Origin of the sequence: Actinophytocola sp., from assembly GCF_036402745.1 — a bacterium.
In the GTDB taxonomy this organism is placed as follows: domain Bacteria; phylum Actinomycetota; class Actinomycetes; order Mycobacteriales; family Pseudonocardiaceae; genus Actinophytocola.
In genome coordinates this window covers 1-18,153 of sequence record NZ_DASWSJ010000195.1, presented here as the reverse complement: position 1 = coordinate 18,153, position 18,153 = coordinate 1, and the positions used below count along the sequence as shown (strand labels likewise).

15 protein-coding genes and 1 pseudogene are annotated in these 18,153 nt (G+C 70.6%); 2 read left to right on the top strand and 14 right to left on the bottom strand.

Annotation, left to right across the window (positions count from 1 at the left end; all coding sequences use genetic code 11):
- The 11 genes from dapC to typA all read right to left on the bottom strand — a co-directional run.
- Positions 1-1,034: succinyldiaminopimelate transaminase (gene dapC, locus VGD70_RS18805; protein WP_331083019.1), on the bottom strand; the 1,034-nt coding region annotated here is incomplete at its 3' end.
- Positions 1,031-1,357: a ferredoxin gene (gene fdxA, locus VGD70_RS18800; protein WP_331083016.1), complete on the bottom strand. Its 327-nt coding sequence runs from the start codon at positions 1,355-1,357 to the stop codon at positions 1,031-1,033. The genes fdxA and dapC, both read right to left, overlap by 4 nt.
- An 88-nt stretch (positions 1,358-1,445) precedes the next feature.
- Positions 1,446-1,838 (bottom strand): hypothetical protein, encoded by a 393-nt coding sequence (locus VGD70_RS18795; protein ID WP_331083014.1) that lies wholly within the window; start codon positions 1,836-1,838, stop codon positions 1,446-1,448.
- Entirely contained in the window at positions 1,839-2,684 is an 846-nt protein-coding gene (gene mshB, locus VGD70_RS18790; RefSeq protein WP_331083012.1) for an N-acetyl-1-D-myo-inositol-2-amino-2-deoxy-alpha-D-glucopyranoside deacetylase, read from the bottom strand. It abuts the gene before it with no gap.
- A gap of 579 nt (positions 2,685-3,263) precedes the next feature.
- The gene (locus VGD70_RS18785) at positions 3,264-4,331 is read right to left on the bottom strand and encodes an ABC transporter ATP-binding protein (RefSeq protein WP_331083010.1); all 1,068 of its coding nucleotides are present in this window, start codon (positions 4,329-4,331) and stop codon (positions 3,264-3,266) included.
- Positions 4,328-5,371, bottom strand: coding sequence for an ABC transporter ATP-binding protein (locus tag VGD70_RS18780; RefSeq protein ID WP_331083008.1), 1,044 nt, complete (start codon positions 5,369-5,371; stop codon positions 4,328-4,330). The genes VGD70_RS18785 and VGD70_RS18780 overlap by 4 nt, the downstream gene beginning before the upstream one ends.
- Before the next feature lie 16 nt (positions 5,372-5,387).
- Positions 5,388-6,347, bottom strand: a complete 960-nt coding sequence (locus VGD70_RS18775) for an ABC transporter permease (protein ID WP_331083006.1) — start codon at positions 6,345-6,347, stop codon at positions 5,388-5,390.
- 15 nt (positions 6,348-6,362) lie between these two features.
- The gene (locus VGD70_RS18770; RefSeq protein WP_331083005.1) at positions 6,363-7,295 is read right to left on the bottom strand and encodes an ABC transporter permease; all 933 of its coding nucleotides are present in this window, start codon (positions 7,293-7,295) and stop codon (positions 6,363-6,365) included.
- 98 nt (positions 7,296-7,393) lie between these two features.
- Complete coding sequence (locus VGD70_RS18765; RefSeq protein WP_331083003.1) at positions 7,394-9,109, bottom strand: ABC transporter substrate-binding protein; 1,716 nt, start codon at positions 9,107-9,109, stop codon at positions 7,394-7,396.
- Positions 9,110-9,568: 459 nt separating this feature from the next.
- Positions 9,569-11,269, bottom strand: coding sequence for an ABC transporter family substrate-binding protein (locus tag VGD70_RS18760; protein WP_331083001.1), 1,701 nt, complete (start codon positions 11,267-11,269; stop codon positions 9,569-9,571).
- A gap of 92 nt (positions 11,270-11,361) precedes the next feature.
- Positions 11,362-13,266, bottom strand: coding sequence for a translational GTPase TypA (gene typA, locus VGD70_RS18755; protein WP_331082999.1), 1,905 nt, complete (start codon positions 13,264-13,266; stop codon positions 11,362-11,364).
- A 153-nt stretch (positions 13,267-13,419) separates the two neighbouring features.
- On the opposite strand from typA, the gene VGD70_RS18750 reads away from it, so the two are divergent.
- Together VGD70_RS18750 and trpS are read left to right on the top strand one after the other, a co-directional pair.
- Complete coding sequence (locus tag VGD70_RS18750) at positions 13,420-13,581, top strand: hypothetical protein (protein WP_331082997.1); 162 nt, start codon at positions 13,420-13,422, stop codon at positions 13,579-13,581.
- A 339-nt stretch (positions 13,582-13,920) separates the two neighbouring features.
- Positions 13,921-14,898, top strand: a complete 978-nt coding sequence (gene trpS / locus VGD70_RS18745) for a tryptophan--tRNA ligase (protein ID WP_331082995.1) — start codon at positions 13,921-13,923, stop codon at positions 14,896-14,898.
- 72 nt (positions 14,899-14,970) lie between these two features.
- Here the strand turns inward: trpS and VGD70_RS18740 are convergent.
- The 3 genes and pseudogenes from VGD70_RS18740 to VGD70_RS18730 all read right to left on the bottom strand — a co-directional run.
- Positions 14,971-15,651 (bottom strand): annotated as a pseudogene (locus tag VGD70_RS18740) (NUDIX domain-containing protein); the annotation flags it as partial.
- Positions 15,648-16,997 (bottom strand): HAMP domain-containing sensor histidine kinase, encoded by a 1,350-nt coding sequence (locus tag VGD70_RS18735; RefSeq protein ID WP_331082993.1) that lies wholly within the window; start codon positions 16,995-16,997, stop codon positions 15,648-15,650. The gene VGD70_RS18735 and the pseudogene VGD70_RS18740, both read right to left, overlap by 4 nt.
- Complete coding sequence (locus VGD70_RS18730; protein WP_331082991.1) at positions 16,994-17,710, bottom strand: response regulator transcription factor; 717 nt, start codon at positions 17,708-17,710, stop codon at positions 16,994-16,996. The genes VGD70_RS18735 and VGD70_RS18730 overlap by 4 nt, the downstream gene beginning before the upstream one ends.
- Between the last annotated feature and the right edge of the window lie 443 nt (positions 17,711-18,153).

Genomic DNA, 18,153 nt, shown 5'->3' with positions numbered 1-18,153 from the left:
GCTACTCGGATGTGGCGGTCGCCCGTCGGGCCGTAGAAGGTGCCTGGGGCCACCAGGATGCCGCGTTCGCCCAGCCACGCCACGGTGTCCCAGGCGGGCTCGTCGCGGGTGGCCCAGAGATACAGGCCCGCCGTGGAGTGGTCGATCCGGAAACCTGCCCCCACCAACGCGTCGCGGAGGACGGTGCGGCGGGCGGCGAAGCGGGTCCGCTGCGCCGCCACGTGCTCGTCGTCGGTGAGGGCGGCGGTCATCGCGGCCTGGACCGGACGGGGGACGATCATGCCGGCGTGCCGGCGGGTCGCGAGGAGGCGGGCCACGATCGCCGGGTCGCCGGTCACGAAGCCGGCGCGGTAGCCGGCGAGGCTGGACGACTTGGACAGCGAGTGGACCGCGAGCACGCCGTCGAACGAGCCGCCACACACGTCCGGGTGCAGCACCGACGTCGGCGAGGCGTCCCAGCCGAGGGTCAGGTAGCACTCGTCGGACACCACGACCGTGCCGCGCTCCCGGGCCCACTCGACCACCTTGCGCAGGTGCTCGGGCGGCAGCACCTGGCCCGTCGGGTTCGAGGGGGAGTTGAGCCACACGAGAGCCGGCCGCGCGGGCCCGGCCGCGACGACGCCGTCGGATCGCAGCACCGGGACGCCGGCCAGCTGGGCGCCGACCTCGTACGTGGGGTAGGACAGCGCCGGGATCACCATGAGGTCGTCCGGGCCGAGGCCGAGCAGCGTCGGCAGCCAGGCGACGAGCTCCTTGGACCCGATCGTGGGCAGCACGGCGTCGGGGTCGAGGCCCACCACGCCGTGCCGGCGTGCGAGGGCGTCCACGACGGCCCTGCGCAGCTCAGGAGTGCCGTGCGTGGTCGGGTAGCCGGGAGCGGCCGCGGCCGAGGTCAACGCATCCTGGACGAGCTGGGGCACCGGATCGACCGGCGTGCCGACCGACAGGTCGACCACGCCGTCCGGGTGTGCCCGCGCCCGCGCGGTGACCTCGGCCAGCGAGTCCCAGGGGAAGGACGGGAGCGCGCGTGTCACTCGTCGTGCTGGACGGGCGGCAGGTCCTTGATCCACTGCGGATCCGCCGGGACCTTGCCGACCTTGGCCGCACCGCCGGGCGAGCCCAGCTCGTCGAAGAAGTCCACGTTGGCCTTGGTGTATTCCTTCCACTGGTCGGGGACGTCGTCCTCGTAGTAGATGGCTTCCACCGGGCACACAGGCTCACAGGCACCACAGTCCACGCACTCGTCGGGGTGGATGTAGAGCATGCGTTCGCCTTCGTAGATGCAGTCAACCGGGCACTCTTCGATGCATGCTTTGTCGAGCAAATCGATGCAGGGCTCGGCGATCACATAAGTCACTGCGTTCTCCTGCTTCTTCCTGTTGAGATTCGCCTGCACGCGGAGGCTACCGGCTGCCGCTAGTATCCCCCTCGGCTCCAGCGCTCTCTCAGGTGGTGGGACCCAGTGTGGTGGCAAGCACCTTGCCAAGCACCACGGCAGCTGGCAGGGCGCCGCCGGCGAACAACAGCAGCGAGCGCCAGTCCGCGGTGAGCAACAGGTCGCCGCCGGGCCCGAACATCCCGAACCAGGCGATGGCGACGATCCACGCCAGCAGCGGGGCGGCCGCGACCGCCAGCCTGGGCGAGAGCTTGCCGGCGGTCGCGACCAGCCACGGGGTGGTCACCGCGGCCAGGACCGGCATCAGCGGCAGCGGGAATCCGTCGAGGTTGGGCAGCAGGTAGCCGTCGAACGCCAGGGGCAGGAAGAGCAGCTCCACCACGGCGAGCACGATCGCGTCGAGCATCAGCACGACGAGCAGCACCCGGTCCCGCCCGGCCATCTAGAGCCCCCCGAACAGGTCCGTCTCGACGCCCTCGGGATCGCCGCCGGCGAGCACGTAGAACTCCGCGGCCGGGATCGGCTGCGCGATGCCGTTGGACAGCGCGTAGCAGGTGGCGCCCTCGGCCGACTGCCACACGCTGACCTGGGTGGAGTGCGCGCGCAGGGCGCGGAGCTTGACCGAGACGACGTCGGCTATCGAGACGGTGGTGGTGATCCGCGAGTCGTCGGTGACCGGCAGCTCGCCCGGGGCCGGCAGCCGGTAGGGCAGGTCCGGCGCCTGCGCGAGCGCCTCGATGCCGTTCTCGGTGGCCTGCTGGGAGGTGACCGCGTGGAAGACGCGGGCCACGTCGTCGGCCTTGGCGCAGGCGGCCATCGTGATGTCGTGCGCGCGGATGTGGTCGGGGTGGCCGTAGCCGCCGTCGGGCCCGTAGCTGACGACGACCTGCGGCCGCACGTCGTCGAGGACCGCGGCCAGGGCGGCGGCCTGCTCGTCGAGGTCCCCGCCGGCGAACGCCCGCGGGTGCGCGTTGGCGGCGACGCCCGCCATGCCGGAGTCGCGCCACCGGCCTGGGCCGCCGAGCCAGCGGTGGTCGGACACGCCGAGCGCGGCGCACGCGGAGCGCAGCTCGCCGATCCGGTAGCCGCCGAGCTGGTCGGCGCAGTCGGCGGCGAGCTCGCGCAGCGACTCGGGGATGATCTCGCCCTCCTCGCCAAGCGTGCAGGTGACGAGCGTGACCTGGACGCCGGCGGCGGCGTAGCGCGCGATCGTGCCGCCGGTCCAGAGACTCTCGTCGTCCGGGTGTGCGTGCACGAGCAGCAGCCGTGGCGCGGCGGAGAGCGTCATCGGATGGTCCAGTCTGGTCAGTCGACCCGCAGCGGCGGATCGAGGTACGCGCAGAGAATATGACGAGCGCGAACCCCGTCTCGGGGTCGCCCGCGGCGTGGGCTCACGCGGCGCTCACGGGACAACCTATCCCACGCCCGGACCCCGCAAGATCGGTTCGGCGAGCTTTGCCGCTGAGGGCGAAAACCCCTCGTCAGAGCGTTGCCCAAGCTCGTAGCACCGCGTACTCGCGCGCGTGCGGAACGCAAGAAACGCACGCCCCCACCCACTCCGGGGGCACCCCTCAACGCCAGTCTATCGGTGGGTACCGGCAAAAGGGGGGTACAAGATCGACTTGTGGACAAGTGGGCGGGTTGTGGACAACTCGCGATGAGGGCGGGGCCGGGCGCGGGCGAACACAGCGGGTCGCCGGGGCGCGGAGGGGCAGGGCAGCCGGGGTGGGCGGGCGATGTCACGCCGGCCATGGCGCCGCGGGAACACGAAGCGGGGCCTGATCGGGCGTCCAGGGACGGCGATCAGGCCCCGCGTGGTCCAGCCAGCGATCCCGCTGCTAGCAAGACAGCGAGCCAGCAGCCAGGGTCAGGCGCGTACCACTTCGCGGAGGGACGCGTAGTGGCAGGCCGCCTCGTGGCCCGGGCTCCCCGTCACGTCGTAGAGCGGGGGTGGCTCCTCTATGCAGCGGCGCGCGTCGCTCTCCGAGAGTTGTTCGAACTTCCAGCAGCGGGTCCGGAACCGGCAGCCCGACGGCGGGTTGGCCGGGTTCGGGACGTCGCCACGGAGGACGATGCGCTCGCGCTGGCGCTCGAGTCGCGGGTCGGGGATCGGGACCGCCGAGATGAGGGCCTGGGTGTACGGGTGGTGCGGCCGGTCGAACAGGTCGTCCCGGTCCGCGATCTCCACGACCTTGCCCAGGTACATCACCGCCACGCGGTCGGCGATGTGCCGGACCACGGACAGGTCGTGCGCGATGAACAGGTACGTCAGGCCCAGCTCGTCCTGCAGGTCCTCCAGCAGGTTGACGATCTGCGCCTGGATCGACACGTCCAGCGCGGACACCGGTTCGTCCAGCACGATGAACTTCGGGTTCATCGCGATGGCCCGGGCGATGCCGATGCGCTGGCGCTGCCCGCCGGAGAACTCGTGCGGGTAGCGGTCCGCGTACTCCTCGGCCAGACCGACCGTGTCGAGCAGGTCGCTGATCGTCGACTTGGTCGTCTCGGCGCCGAGCAGCTGGTACTTCTCCGACAGGATCTGCCGGATCGTCATGCGCGGGTTCAGCGACGCGTACGGGTCCTGGAACACGATCTGCATGTCCCGGCGGGCCTTGCGCAGCTTGTCCTTGCCCAGCTTGCTGATCTCGAGACCGTCGAGGGCGATCCGGCCGCTCGTCGGCTCGACCAGCCGCAGGATCGCCCGCGCGGTGGTGGACTTGCCCCAGCCGGACTCGCCGACGAGCGCCACCGTCTGTCCCTTGCCGACGTGGAGCGACACGCCGTCGACGGCCTTCACCTGGCCGACGGTGCGCTTGATGAACACCCCGCTGCGGATGGGGAAGTGCTTGACGAGATCGTCCACCTCGAGCATCGGCCGCTGGGCCGGTTCGACCGTGCCGACCCCGCCCTGCTGGGGTTCGGACCCCTGCGTCATTGGGCAACCCTCTCGTCCTGGGCCATCGCGACCCGGTCACTGTGCACGCACGCCGCCCGGTGCCCCTCGGAGCCGACCTGCACGAGCGGTGGTACCGCCGTCAGGCACTCGTCGGTCGTGAACGCGCAGCGGGGGTGGAACGGGCAGCCCTGCGGCACCCTCGCCAGGCTCGGCGGGATGCCCTTGATCGGCACCAGCCGCTCCTGCCGGCTCTTGTCCATCCTCGGCAGGCTGGACAGCAGGCCGAAGGTGTAGGCGTGCCGCGGCTCGTAGAAGATGTCGTCCGCGGTGCCGCTCTCCACGATTCGCCCGGCGTACATGACGTTGATCCGGTCCGCGTGGCTCGCGACCACCCCGAGGTCGTGCGTGATCAGCACGATCGCGGTGTTGCGGTCCTGCTGCAGCTTCACCAGCAGCGCCATGATCTGGGCCTGCACGGTCACGTCCAGCGCGGTGGTCGGCTCGTCGGCCAGCAGCACGTGCGGGTCGTTGGCGAGCGCCATCGCGATCATCGCGCGCTGGCGCATGCCGCCGGAGAACTCGTGCGGGTACTGGTTCAGCCGCACCGCCGGGTTCGGGATGCCGACCTCGCCGAGCAGGTCCAGCGCTCGCTTCTTGGCGGTGTGCTTGGACACGTCCTGGTGGACGCGGACCATCTCGGCGATCTGGTCGCCGACCTTGAACACCGGGTTCAGCGCGGTCAGCGGGTCCTGGAAGATCATCGCGATCTGGCTGCCGCGGAGTTTCCGCTGCTGCTTCTCGGACATCTTCATCAGCGACCGGCCACGCAGGAGGATGTCCCCGCTCGGGAACGTCGCGGGCGGGCTCGGCACCAGGCCGAGGATGGTCATCGCGGACACCGACTTCCCGGAGCCGGACTCACCCACGATGGCGAGCGTCTCGCCCTCGTTGACGTGCCAGGACACCCCGTCCACGGCCTTGACCACGCCGTAGTCGGTCTTGAAGTGCACCCGCAGGTCGCGGACCTCGAGCAAGGGCGCAGGTGGGCCCTCGAGGTCGATCTCCGCAGCGCTGCTCATGTTCTGGGTTCTCCTCTTATCGCAGCTTCGGGTCTAGCGCGTCACGCAGGCCGTCGGCCACGAACGCGAACGCGAGGGTGGTCACGCAGATCGCACCGCTCGGGAACATCCACAGGTAGTCCTTGCCGGCGACCTGGACCTGCTCGATGCCCTGGTTGATCAGCCGGCCCCACTCCGGGGTGTCCGACGGCACGCCGACGCCGAGGTAGGCCAGCGAGGCCATCGCGACCACCGCGACGCCGATGCTGGTGAACGAGTAGATGAACACCGGCTGGATCGCGTTGGGCAGGATGTGCCTGATCACGATGCGGGTGTCCGAGGCGCCGATCGAGCGCGCCGCCTCGACGTACTCCGACTCGCGCAGGGCCAGAATCTGGCCGCGCATCAGCCGGGCCGCGGTCGGCCAGCCGAGGATCACCAGGGCGATGATCACCTGGATGACCCCGGAGCCGAACGTCCGGACCACCAGGATCGCGCCGATCAGGTACGGGAAGGCCAGGAAGATGTCGGTGATCCGCATGACCAGGCCGTCCGTGAACCGGCCGCGGTAGCCGGCGAGCGCGCCGAGCGCGACGCCGAGGAACATCGAGCCGAGCATCGTGGCCACGCCCACGATCAGCGCGAGCTGAAGGCCGTAGAGCATGCCCGAGAACAGGTCCCGGCCCAGGATGTCGGTGCCGAACCAGTGCGCGGCGTCCGGCGTCTGCAGCGTGTTCAGCAGGTTCTGGTCGTACGGGTCGTACGGCGAGATAACCGGTTGCAGCAGGGCCAGCACCACGAGAACGATGACGGCGCCCAGGCCGATCATGGCCAGCTTGTTGCGCCGGAACCGCCGCCACATGTCGGCGAACTGCCCTCTCGAGACCGTGGTGGTCCTCGTCGGGCCTTCCGTCTCTGGTTCCGGGTGATCCGCCGGCTCGACGAGCAACGCCTGTGCGGGCATGCTCAGGTCGGCCGGATCGGGTGTGGTGGTCACGGTTGTTTACCTCGCCTAGCTCAGCCGGATCCGTGGATCGAGATACGCGTACAGGACGTCGACGACCATGCTGAGGAGCACGTATATCAGCACCGCGAACGTCACGAGCGCCATGATCACCGGGTTGTTGTTCTGGCGGATCGAGTTGACCAGCAGGAACCCGACGCCGTGGTACTGGAACAAGGTCTCCGTGATGAGCGCGCCACCCATCAACACACCGATGCTGATGCCGACGTAGGTCACCACGGGAATGATCGAGTTTCGGAACGCGTGCTTCATGATCACGGTTCGCTCGCCGAGACCCTTCGCACGCGCGGTGCGGATGTAGTCGGCACGCAGGACCTCGAGCATCGAGCCACGCATGAGGCGGGCGATGAAGGCCGCGTCGACGATGGCCAGGGTGAACGCCGGTAGCAGCACTTCCTGGTACCACGGCACCACTTGGGTGAACGATCTCGGCACGCCGGGGAAGATCCACACGCCGGACACCGTCTGGCGCAGCCAGATGCCGATCACGAAGACCGGGATGCCGATGGCGAGCGTGGTCAGGATGGTGACCAGCACGTCCCAGAAGGAGTAGCGCCACACGGCGGCGATGACGCCGGCGACCACGCCGATGATCACGTCGAGGACGATCGCGACCAGCGCCAGCCGTGCCGTCGCCGGCAGGGCGTCGCCGATCATCTCCGAGACCTGGCGGCGCTGGTTGAAGTCGATGCCCAGGTCACCGGTGAACAGGTTTCCCAGGTAGGTCAGGTACTGCATGGGCAGGGACTGGTCGAGCCCGAACTTCTCCCGCAGGATCGCCTGCGTTTCCGGTGGTACCACCTTGTCGCCTGTTGAGGCGAACGGGTCCCCGAGCACGAACAGACCGATGAACAGCACGAGCGTCGCCGCGATCACGACCAGAACGGCCTGGGCGAGCCTGCGGATTACGAACTTCCCCATTGGATGGTGCCGGCTTCCTCGAATCGAAGAATTGCAGGTTCAACCGTAGCGGTGGCCGCGGCCCGGCGAGCGGGCCGCGGCCACCACGGTTACTTACTTCACTTGATGCTGATGACCGACAGGTCGGGGTTCTCGTTGAAGTCCATCCGCATGTTGATGTACTTCGAGGTGTTCGCGAGACGGTGCTGGGTACGGTTCCACAGCGGGATGTTCGCCAGGTCGTCACCGATCGCGATCTTCTCGGCCTCCTGGTAGAGCTTGGTGCGCTCCTTCTCATCCGGGTTGGCCTTGGCCTCGGCCAGCAGACTGTCGAACTTCGAGTTGCTGTAGCGGCCCTTGTTGTCACCCGTCGCGGGGGCGCTCGGGCTGGCCGCGCCGATGGCGGAGGTGGACAGCAGCGGCGTCAGGTAGTTCTCCGGGGTCGGGTAGTCCGCGCCCCACGCCGAGCGGTACAGGCCGGTGGAGGTCGGCTGACGCTCGTTGTCCAGCAGGTCGGTGAACGGAACCGAGGTCATGTTGATCTTCAGACCGAGGTTCGTCTCCAGCTGGTCCTTGACCGCGGCCATCCACTCGTCGTGGCCCGCGTCGACGTTGAACTGCATGTTCAGCTGGGTGCCCGGGGTGAGCCCGGCCTCCTTGGCGAGCTTCTTGGCCTCTTTGAGGTCGTACTTGCAGGCCGTGCAGATGTTCGGCTGGAACGCGTCCTTGAACACCGGCGGGATGAACGAGGTCGCCGGGGTCTGGGAGCCCTGGAAGATGCTGTTGATGATCTCGTCACGGTTGATCGCCATGGAGATCGCCTTGCGAGCCTCGGGAGTGTCCGTCGGCTTCTTGGTGTCCATCACCAGCAGGTAGTTCATGCCGTTGGTGTTGCGGGTGATCCACTGGCCCTTCGGCTGGTAGGTGGAGCGAGCCTGGCTCAGGACCGGTGTCGGCATGCGAGCCCAGTCGAACGTGCCGTTCTGGAAACCGGCGTACTCGTCGTCGCTGCCGTTGGCGGCGATGGTGATCTCGACGTTCGCCAGGTAGGCGGGGCTACCGGCGCCGTAGTCGGCGAACCGCTTGAGCTTGATGCCCTTGTCGTGCTCCCACTTGCCGTCCATCATGAACGGCCCGTTGCCGATCGGCGCGTTGACGAACGCGGGGTTCGTCGACGGGCTGCCAGCGGACTTCGGCACCGGGCTGTACACCGGGTGGTTGGTGCGGAGGAAGAACTCACAGTTCGGTTCGGCCAGCTTCACGACCAGCTTGTTCGGGTCGGAGGCGTCCACACCGGACATCGCGTTCGCGGTGCCCGCCTGCATCTCGTCGAAGCCCTTGATGCCCGCCAGGTGGTAGGACACCTCGGAGGCCGAGGCCTTGGCGGCCACGCGCTCCCAGCCCCGCTTGAACGACGCGGAGGTGACCTCCTCGCCGTTGTGGAACTTCGTCCCCTTCTTCAGGTCGAACGTCCACTCGGTGCAGTCGGAGTTGTTCGTCCACTTGTCCGCCACACCCGGCTCGGGCGTGCCGTCAGGAGCAACCTTGATCAGGCCCGTGAAGAGGTTCTGGGCGACCAGGATGCCCTCGGACTCCTGGGCGTTGTAGGGGTCGATGGCGGTCGGCTCGGTGATGGCGAATCGGAACGTGCCGCCGACCTTGCCGTCCTTGATCTGGGGCTCAGCGGTCTGCGGCCATCCTGAGGACGGCTTCGCGTCCCCACCGCCCGCGTTGTTGCTCGAGCCGGTGTTCGCCTTCTGGGAGCAGGCCGTGAGCACGAGCGTCGCGACAGTAAGGCCCGCGGCGGCCCGCAGCCACGCTGCTTTGTTCCTCATCAAGTTAGTTCCTCCATGAGCGAGCACGCACTTGACGGGCGTGCGCCCGGTGTTGTCGTGACACATCGTGCACGGAGCTGGGATAAACCGCGCAGCGGGGGCGGGTCGGGGAAAGCTCCGTCCGCTCCGCGGTTTCTGCTCCTAGCGCACGTCGTCGTGGACCTCGATCTGATCAGCACCCACTGGTGATCTTGTGACGCGTCGGATCCAATTGGCCGACGCACCGTTGCAGGACGGTAGGAACTCCGACAACCGTCGTCACGCACCTGCGCGCGATCGTGACCAAAGGGTGACACGGTGGTGGCGGCACGCGACTCAATGGTTACCGCACGGTACTAAATGCAGGTGAGAACCTACTTTCGACGGGTGATCACCGTGGCCGTCCGGTGGCGCCGAGATGTCCGGAACCTTTCCTGCGTGCCTGCCACCCCGTGGTCGCGAATGGACGCCGATGTGCGGTCAGGCGGCGGAGCGACGCCAGGACGCGGCCCCGGCGAACGGACCAGCGAGCGGTGGGCCGACGGATACCCCGGACACCTCCGGGCGGACGGCGAGCGTGTCCGCCTCCTGGAACAGCGGCACCGACACCGCCGCCCGCCAGAGTTGCGGCTCGACCGCCGCGAGCGCGTCGGTGACCGAGAGTGCGCCGGTCAGCGCGGTGTCCATAGTGGCCTGTAGGCCGGGGTCGCAGAAGCCGAGCGGGTTGGCGGGCACCGGCTGCCCGCCGTCCGCGGGCGTGGTGCAGCCGAAGTTGGTGGCGAGCACCGTTGCCTGGTCGCCGCCGACCGGCTGGCTGACGACCGCGAGGTCCACGGCCCCGCTCTGGCTGCCGCCGCCGCTGCCGTTCTGGCTGGTGTCCTGCGCGTAGAGCTGGGCGTAGAGCTGGTCGGCCGGCGGCGTGACGACCTTGGTCTCGATGCCGGCCGCGGTGAGCTGGCGGGCCACGTCGTCGGCGACCCGCTGGGCGCCCTCGCGCTCCGCGGGGGCGCCGATGACCAGGCGCAGCGGCTGGCCGTTCTTGGTCCAGCCCGCGGTCGTCCTGGTGTAACCGGCCTGGCCCAGCAGCTGCGCGGCCCTGGTGGGGGCGGGCGCGGCCGGGATGGTCGGGGCGTAGCCGGGCGAGGTCGGGGCGAGCACCTGGGCGTCGGCCCGCAGCGCCGAGGCCGGGCCGTTGCCGGTGCCGACGGTGATCAGCTGAGCCCGGTTGAGCAGCGCGACGACCGCCTGGCGGACCGCGAGGTTGCCGAGCTGGGGCCGGTCGGGGCGCAGCGTCAGCGTGGTGACCGACGGGCGGGGCACGGGCTTGGTGGTGACGGTGGGGCCGAGGTCGGCGAGCAGGTTGGCGCCCACCGAGTCGGTCCGGGCGAGCGCGAGCTGGTCGTGGCCCGCCTGGAGGGCCTCGCCGATACCCGTCTGGTCGGCCCGGCGCAGGACGATCCGGTCGAGGGTGGCGGGCTGCTCCCAGTACCGGTCGCTGCGCTCGAGGACGACCTCGCCGCGGTCGGTGTCCAGCGTCTTGATCGCGTACGGGCCGGCGGTGGCGGGGAAGTTGCCCTGCAGCGCGCCCGACCAGCCGCCGGGGGCGTCCTTGAGCAGGTGCGCGGGCAGCAGGCCCGAGAACAGCGAGCGCCAGCCGGGGTAGGGCTTGCTGAACACGACCTCGACGACCTTGCCGGCGTTGCGGGCGTTGATGTCGGTGATGAGCCGGTAGCCGGCCGCGTCGATGGTGCCGGGGTTGCGGGTGATCTGCTGCCAGAGGTAGACGAAGTCCTCAGCGGCCACCGGGGCGGCGTCGGACCAGGACGCGTCCGAGCGGATCTGGTAGGTGACCGTGTACGGGTCGGCACTGGTGACGCCGGCCGAGCTCATGACCGTGCGGTCCAGCTGCGGGGTGCCGTCCGGGCCGGCCCGGAACACCGAGGGCAGCAGGACGTTGGAGAGCGCGGTGGTGATGGCCGACTGGTCGGCGACGTCGTGCGGGTTGTAGCCGCCCGCGAGCGTGCTGACGCCGATGACGACCTCGCCGGTGTCGACCGTGTCCGGCACGGGGCTGGTGACCGGGGTGTCGACGAACCGGGGCGCGGGCGTGCAGCCGGCCAGCGCGGCGCCGACCACGGCCACGCAGACCAGCGGCAACAGCCATCGCGCCTTCGGTGTCACGCCGGTCACCTCCCCTGGTGCTGGCTCGACCCTCTCAGACGGCCCCCAAGTGTCACCGCTCAGGTGACGTGCGGACGGTCCGGGCGGTTCCTTCAGGCGTCCCGCGACTTGGCCCGCGAGCGCTCGCGGGCGCGCTGGACGCTGCCGAGGACGACCTTGCGGATCCGCACGACCTCGGGCGCCACCTCGACGCACTCGTCGGGGGCGCAGAACTCGAGCGCCTCCTCGAGCACGAGCCTGCGTGGCCGGGCCAGCCGCTCGAGCTCGTCGCCGGTGGACGCACGCATGTTGGTGAGCTTCTTCTCGCGTGTGACGTTGAGGTCGAGGTCCTCGGCGCGCGGGTTCTCGCCGACGACCATGCCCTGGTAGACGTCCGCGCCGGGCTCCACGAAGAACGTGCCGCGGTCGGCCAGCTGGATCAGCGCGTAGCCGGTGACCGAGCCGGTCCGGTCGGCGACCAGCGAGCCCGAGTGCCGGCCGCGGATCTGGCCGGCCCAGGGGAAGTAGCCCTCGAAGATGGCGTTGGCGATGCCGGTGCCGCGGGTCTCGGTGAGGAAGTCGGTGCGGAAGCCGATGAGCCCGCGGCTGGGGACGACGTACTCGACCTTGACCCGGCCGGTGCCGTGCCCGCCCATGTGTTCGAGCCGGCCCTTGCGCGCGGCGAGAAGCTGGGTGATGGCGCCGAGGTACTCCTCGGGGGCGTCGACCGTGAGCCGCTCGAACGGCTCGCAGAGGGTGCCGTCGACGGTGCGGGTGACGACCTCGGGGCGGCCGACGGTGAGCTCGAAGCCCTCCCGGCGCATGGTCTCGACCAGGATGGCCAGCGCCAGCTCGCCGCGGCCCTGGACCTCCCACGTGTCGGGGCGCTCGGTGGGCAGGATCCGCACGCTCACGTTGCCGACGAGCTCGGCGTCCAGCCGGCTCTTCAGCACCCGGGCGGTGAGCTTGGTGCCGCCGCCGCGGCCGGCCAGCGGCGAGGTGTTGACGCCGAGGGTGACGGAGATCGCGGGCTCGTCGACGTGGATGCGCGGCAGCGGCTCCGGGTCGTCGGGGTCGGCGAGCGTGTCGCCGATGGTGATGTCGGGGATGCCGGCGATGGCCACGATGTCGCCGGCCTCGGCGTGGGAGGCCGGGATGCGCTCGAGGGCCTCGGTGAGCAGCAGCTCGGTGATCCGGACGTTGGTGACGCTGCCGTCCGCGCGGCACCAGCCGACGGTCTGGCCCTTGCGGATGGTGCCGGCGTGGACCCGGCAGAGCGCGATGCGGCCGAGGAAGCTGGACGCGTCGAGGTTGGTGACCAGCGCGCGCAGCGGGGCCTCGGGGTCGCCGGCGGGCGGCGGGACGTGCGCGAGCAGGGTGTCGAAGAGCGGGTCGAGGTTCTCGCTGTCGGGCAGGCCGCCGTCCGCGGGCGCGGTGAGGCTGGCCCGGCCCGCGCGTGCGGAGGCGTAGACCACGGGCAGGTCGAGGATGTTGGCGTCGATCTCGTCGAGCTCGGTGGCGAGGTCGAGCAGGAGGTCGTGGGTCTCGGAGACGACCTCGGCGATGCGGGCGTCCTGCCGGTCGACCTTGTTGACCACGAGCATGACGGGCAGCCCGGCGGACAGGGTCTTGCGCAGGACGAAGCGGGTCTGCGGCAGCGGCCCCTCGGACGCGTCGACCAGCAGCAGCACGCCGTCCACCATCGACAGGCCGCGCTCCACCTCGCCGCCGAAGTCCGCGTGGCCCGGGGTGTCGATCACGTTGATGGTGATCGGGCCGTCGGGCGTGACCCGGTGGACGGCGGTGTTCTTGGCGAGGATCGTGATGCCCTTCTCACGTTCCAGCTCACCGGAGTCCATGATGCGGTCCACCGGCGCGGCGCGGGCGGAGAAGGCCCCCGACTGGCGCAGCATCGCATCGACGAGCGTGGTCTTGCCGTGGTCGACGTGCGCCACGATGGCGACGTTGCGGAGGTCGGTCCTGGCGATCGCAGGCGCCCCGGTATCGGTGGCAGGCACGCGCGTGCTCCTGATTCATGGATTGGCATCGTTGGTTGCGCGCAGAGATGGTCGCGGCGATCTCAAGGATAGCGGTCCGGACTGGCGCAGAGGGCAAAGGTAAGCTTAACCTAAGCTGTCTTCGAGCTTGTTCTCGAGCCTGTTGGAGTCACAGTGGGCAAGAAGCACGGCGGTAAGTCCCCCGCGGACACCGTGCGAAAGTTGATGAAAGCCGGCAAGGTCAAGAAGAAGTGCTGCCGCTCTTCCGACCGGTGCACGAGGTGTCCTGTGCTGGCTCTCAAGCGCGCCAAGGCCGACCTGAAGAAGGCCGCCTGAGTTCTCCGCTCGCTCAAGGATTCCGCACTGTCAAGTCCCGCAGTTGGCTCTCGAGCTGGGTTTTCGGTCTCTTGGCCTGTGCCCAACAGGGCGCCTCTCTTACGCCTGTTGGTCGAGGTCGCCCGTTGGGACGCTCGAGGGACTCGACCGGACGATTCCCGTCCCGGGCCTCAGTCCCTAGACTGATCTCATGCGCAACGTCACTTGTCTCAGCTGGCGGGCCGCCGACCGGCGGCTGTGACGCGCATGCGTTGAGACAAACAGGCCGCCCGCACGGGCGGCCTTTGTCGTGTCCGGAGGCCTCCGCGAGCGGGTGAACGAACCGCGAAGGAGAGACTCATGCCCCGCCTGTCCGCGATCACCCCGTCCGGGCCCGCCACTCTCGGCAACTACCTCGGCGCCATCCGACGGTGGGCGCGTGAGGGTCGCCCGGGAGACCTGTACTTCGTCAGCGATCTGCACGGCATGACCGCGCCGTACCACCCGCAACGGCTGCGTGCCCGGTCGCGGGAGATGCTCGCACTGCTCGTCGCCGCCGGGATCGAGCCCGAGCAGGTTTTCGTGCAGTCCGACCTGCTGGCTCAGCTCGGGCCGATGACCTGGGTGCTCGAGTGCACGTGCTCGTTCGGCGAGGCGGCTCGGATGACGCAGTTCAAGGAGAAGAGCGCCGCGCGTGAGCTCGCCGCCACGCCGGTCCGGGTGGGGTTGTTCACCTATCCCGTGCTCATGGCCGCGGACATCCTGCTGCAGGGTGCCGACGAGGTGCCCGTCGGCGACGACCAGGCGCAGCACGTCGAGCTGGCGCGGGCGCTCGCGCGCCGGTTCAACGGTTCGTTCGGCGAGGCGTTCGTCGTGCCCAAGGCGGTTACGCCGCCGGCGGCCGCGCGGGTACGCGACTTGTCCGACCCGTCGCGCAAGATGGACAAGTCCGCGCGGGACGCGGCCGGTGTGCTGTTCGTCATGGACGAGCCCGATCTGCTGGCGCGCAAGGTCAAACGCGCCGTGACCGACGGCCTCGGGCGGATGGAGTACCGGCCGGACGAACAGCCAGGCCTTGCCAACCTGCTGGAGATCCTCGCCGCCTGCACGGACAAGCCGGTACGGGACGTGGCCGCGGGGTTCAGCTCCTACGGCCAGGTCAAGGACGCCGTCACCGAAGCGGTCGTCGGCGAGCTGCGGCCGTTACGCGAGCGGACCCGGGAACTGCTGGGCGACACCGCCGAGCTGGAGCGGATCCGCAAGATCGGCGCCACGGTCGCCACCGAGCGCGGGGCGCACCGGCTGGCCACCGCGCTGCGGCTGGCGGGGGTCGGCTAGCGGGGCCGGGCGCAGGAGCCGGCGCAGGGCGGGGAGCAGCACCCGGTCGGCCGGTAGCCACTCGACCGTGCCGAGCCGGCCGGCGGTGAGCCAGCGCAGCGCCTGATGATCATGTGGATGCGGTACCGCGTCGGGCTCGGTGAGCTCGGCGCGGTACACGCGCAGCAGCATGTCCTTCGGCAGCGCCACGTCCGGGCCGATCGGCTCGCCAACTCCGATGTGGACGCCGAGCTCCTCGACGCACTCCCGGCGCACCGCGTCCACATCGGACTCGACGGGTTCGACCCGGCCGCCGGGCAGCTCCCACCTGCCCGCGGCCGAGGCCGGGTAGGCGCGTTGCTGCGCGAGCACCGCCCGCCCGCGCACGATCGCGGCGCCGACCACGACCCGGGCCCGCGCCAGCGTCGTGGCCCGCGCGCGGATCCGGTGGGCGGTGGTGGTCAGCAGGTCGAGCAACGGCCGCCGCAACGCCAGGCCGGGCCACGCCGCCCGCGACCTCGCGGTGACCGTCACCAGCACCCCGGCGGCGGTCGGCGCGAGCCGTACGTGCAGCTCCAGGCTCGGCCCGGCCGCGAGCAACAGCCGCAGCCCGTCCACCGTCGTCTCCGCTACCCGGAAGCGGCCGCGGGCGAACGAGATCTCGTCGCCGGGTGCGAGCACGCCGGTGTCGCCGAACAGGGATCGCTCGGTGAGGGTGGCCGACACGACCCTCGGTGGCGCGTCCACCAGCACGGTCGTCCGCAGCAGCGTCATGTGGCCAGCGCCCGCCAGCGCACCTGGAACCGCGCGCCCCCCTCGGGCGACTCGCCGACGGCCACCGCGCCGCCGCGCCGCCGCACGACCTCGGCCACCAGCGCGAGGCCCAGCCCCGAGCCGCCCGACGTGCGGGCCCGGTCGTCCTGCACGCGGTAGAACCGGTCGAACACGCGCTCCCGATGCTCCTCCGCGACCCCGTGCCCGTCGTCGTCCACCAGCAGCCACACCGTCGACGCGCGGTGCAGCACGGTGACCGTGACCTGCGCCCGCGCGTGCCGGCAGGCGTTGCGCAGCAGGTTGTCCAGCACCAGGTCGACCTCCGCCGGCGCGGCCTGCACCCAGCACGCGCCGCTCGGCGTGCGCACCGCCACCACCGGGCCGCCGTCGCGCTGGCGCTCCACCGCCGCGCGGGCCGCGGTCACGACGTCGACCGGCTCCGCGGGCGGCAGCTCGCCGGCATCGGAGCGGGCGAGCGTCAGCAGGCCCTCGACGAGCGTGGACAGGCGCTCGGACTCGTGCACGACCTCGGCCAGCACCTCGTGCGCGAAGTCCGGATCGGGGTTGGCCACCGCGACCTCGGCCTGGACCCGGATCGACGCGACCGGCGAGCGCAGCTCGTGCGCCGCGTCGCCGGTGAACCGGCGCAGCCGCTCGCTCGCCTCGTCGCGCCTGGCCAGCAGCCCGTTGAGCGCGGCGGCCAGCGAGCGGAGCTCGTCGTGCGCGGTGGGCAGCGGCAGCCGGCGGCCCGCGGGCAGGCCCGTCGCCGCGCTGCGGAGCCGTTCGACCGGCCGCAGCGACGAGCGCACCGAGAACCACGTCGCGACGCCGGCCGCCGCCGAACCGAGGAACGCGGCGATCACCAGCCAGTTCAGCGCCCGATGCTGCGCGGGGACGTACCCGGTGAGCGTGGTGCCGACGATCACCAGCCGCTGCGAGCCGTCCGGCCCCGTCGCGACCGTGCCCAGCCAGCGCAGCGGCGGGTTCTCACTCAGCCGCAGCACCGGCGTGCCGGCCTTGAGCGTGCGGATGTCGGCCGCGTCCAGCGGTGGACGCGGGGTGCCGTCCACCGGGGTGCCCGAGGTGTCGAGCACCTGCACGCGCACGCCGACCGGGCCGTCGTCCGGCGCGGTGCCGGCCGCCACGCTGGCCACCGCCCCGTCGAGGATGGTCTGCAGCTGCGCGTCCGCCGAGCTGACCAGCAGCGGGCCGATGAGCCGGCTCGTCTGGACGGCAAGCAGCAGCAGCACGACCAAGGTCACCACGGTCGCGACGCTCGTTATCCGGAACCGCAGCGTCCGCCGCAGCCACACGCGGCCGACGATCCGCCCGAGGGCACCCCTCAACGGCCGCGCCCGGGTTCCAGCACGGCGTCCAGCTCGGTGCTCGACGCCACGTATCCGTGTCCACGCACGGTACGCACGATCCCACCCGCGCCCGCCGCGTCCAACTTGCGGCGCAGATAACCGACGTAGACCTCGACCGCGTTGCGGGTGGCGGCGAGCTCGTCGCCCCACACCGTGCGCAGCAGCTCGTCCTTGGTGACCACCGCGCCGGCCCGGCTCACGAGAACCTCGAGCACGGCGAACTCCCGCGGCGACAGCGGCACGACCGCGCCGGCGAACCGCACCTCCCGCATGGCGCGGTCGACCAGCAGCTCGCCGACCCGCAGCCGCCGGTCGGCGCCGTCACCCGCGCCGCGCCGCAGGACCGCGCGCACCTGCGCGACGAGCACGACGAAGGAGAAGGGCTTGACGAGGTAGCCGTCCGCGCCGAGGTCGAGGCCGTCGGCCTGGTCGATCTCGCCGTCCTTGGCCGACACCAGCAGCACCGGCGTGCTCACGCCCTCGGCGCGCAGCTGCTGCAGCACCCGGTAGCCGGACAGGCCCGGCAGCATGATGTCCAGCAGGATCACGTCGAACGCCCCCGTGCGAGCGATGTCCAGCGCACTGGGCCCATCCCCCGCGACGACGACCTCCATGCCCTCGGCCCCCAGCCCGCGTTGCAGCGCCCTGCGCACACCGAGCTCATCGTCGACCACCAGCACCCGCGGCTTCATGCGCCAAGCATGCCGCGATACGCAGAAATATTGCGCGACCTCTCAGCGGACTCTCAGTGTTCAATGGTTCGCTTCGCGTCTCCGCTACTCGCCGTCTTCCCTCCTCACGTGCTCGGCGCTGGCGCGCCTGCGCGCGCTCGTCAGTCCAGACGGCGAACGCTCCGTCACTCCCGCTCACGGTGTTGGATGGTTCGCTTCGCTCCTCCGCTACTCGCCGTCTTCCTCCGTGCGATGCTCGGCGCTGGCGCGCCTGCGCTTCCTGTGTTGGATTGTTCGCTCCGCTCCTGCGCTACTCGCCGTCTTCCCTCCTCACGTGCTCGGCGCTGACGCGCCTGCGCGCGCTCGTCAGTCCAGACGGCGAACGCTCCGGCGCTCCGCTCACGGGGCTCTCGCTCACGGGTCCAGACGGCGAATGCTCCGTCACTCCCGCTCACGGGCGTCCC

Coding starts and splice junctions, on each gene's coding strand:
- VGD70_RS18730 (WP_331082991.1), bottom strand. CDS start 17,710: ATGAAGCCGCGGGTGCTGGTGGTCGACGATGAGCTCGGTGTGCGCAGG.
- trpS (WP_331082995.1), top strand. CDS start 13,921: ATGCCCCGCCTGTCCGCGATCACCCCGTCCGGGCCCGCCACTCTCGGC.
- mshB (WP_331083012.1), bottom strand. CDS start 2,684: ATGACGCTCTCCGCCGCGCCACGGCTGCTGCTCGTGCACGCACACCCG.
- VGD70_RS18765 (WP_331083003.1), bottom strand. CDS start 9,109: ATGAGGAACAAAGCAGCGTGGCTGCGGGCCGCCGCGGGCCTTACTGTC.
- VGD70_RS18770 (WP_331083005.1), bottom strand. CDS start 7,295: ATGGGGAAGTTCGTAATCCGCAGGCTCGCCCAGGCCGTTCTGGTCGTG.
- VGD70_RS18795 (WP_331083014.1), bottom strand. CDS start 1,838: ATGGCCGGGCGGGACCGGGTGCTGCTCGTCGTGCTGATGCTCGACGCG.
- VGD70_RS18785 (WP_331083010.1), bottom strand. CDS start 4,331: ATGACGCAGGGGTCCGAACCCCAGCAGGGCGGGGTCGGCACGGTCGAA.
- VGD70_RS18780 (WP_331083008.1), bottom strand. CDS start 5,371: ATGAGCAGCGCTGCGGAGATCGACCTCGAGGGCCCACCTGCGCCCTTG.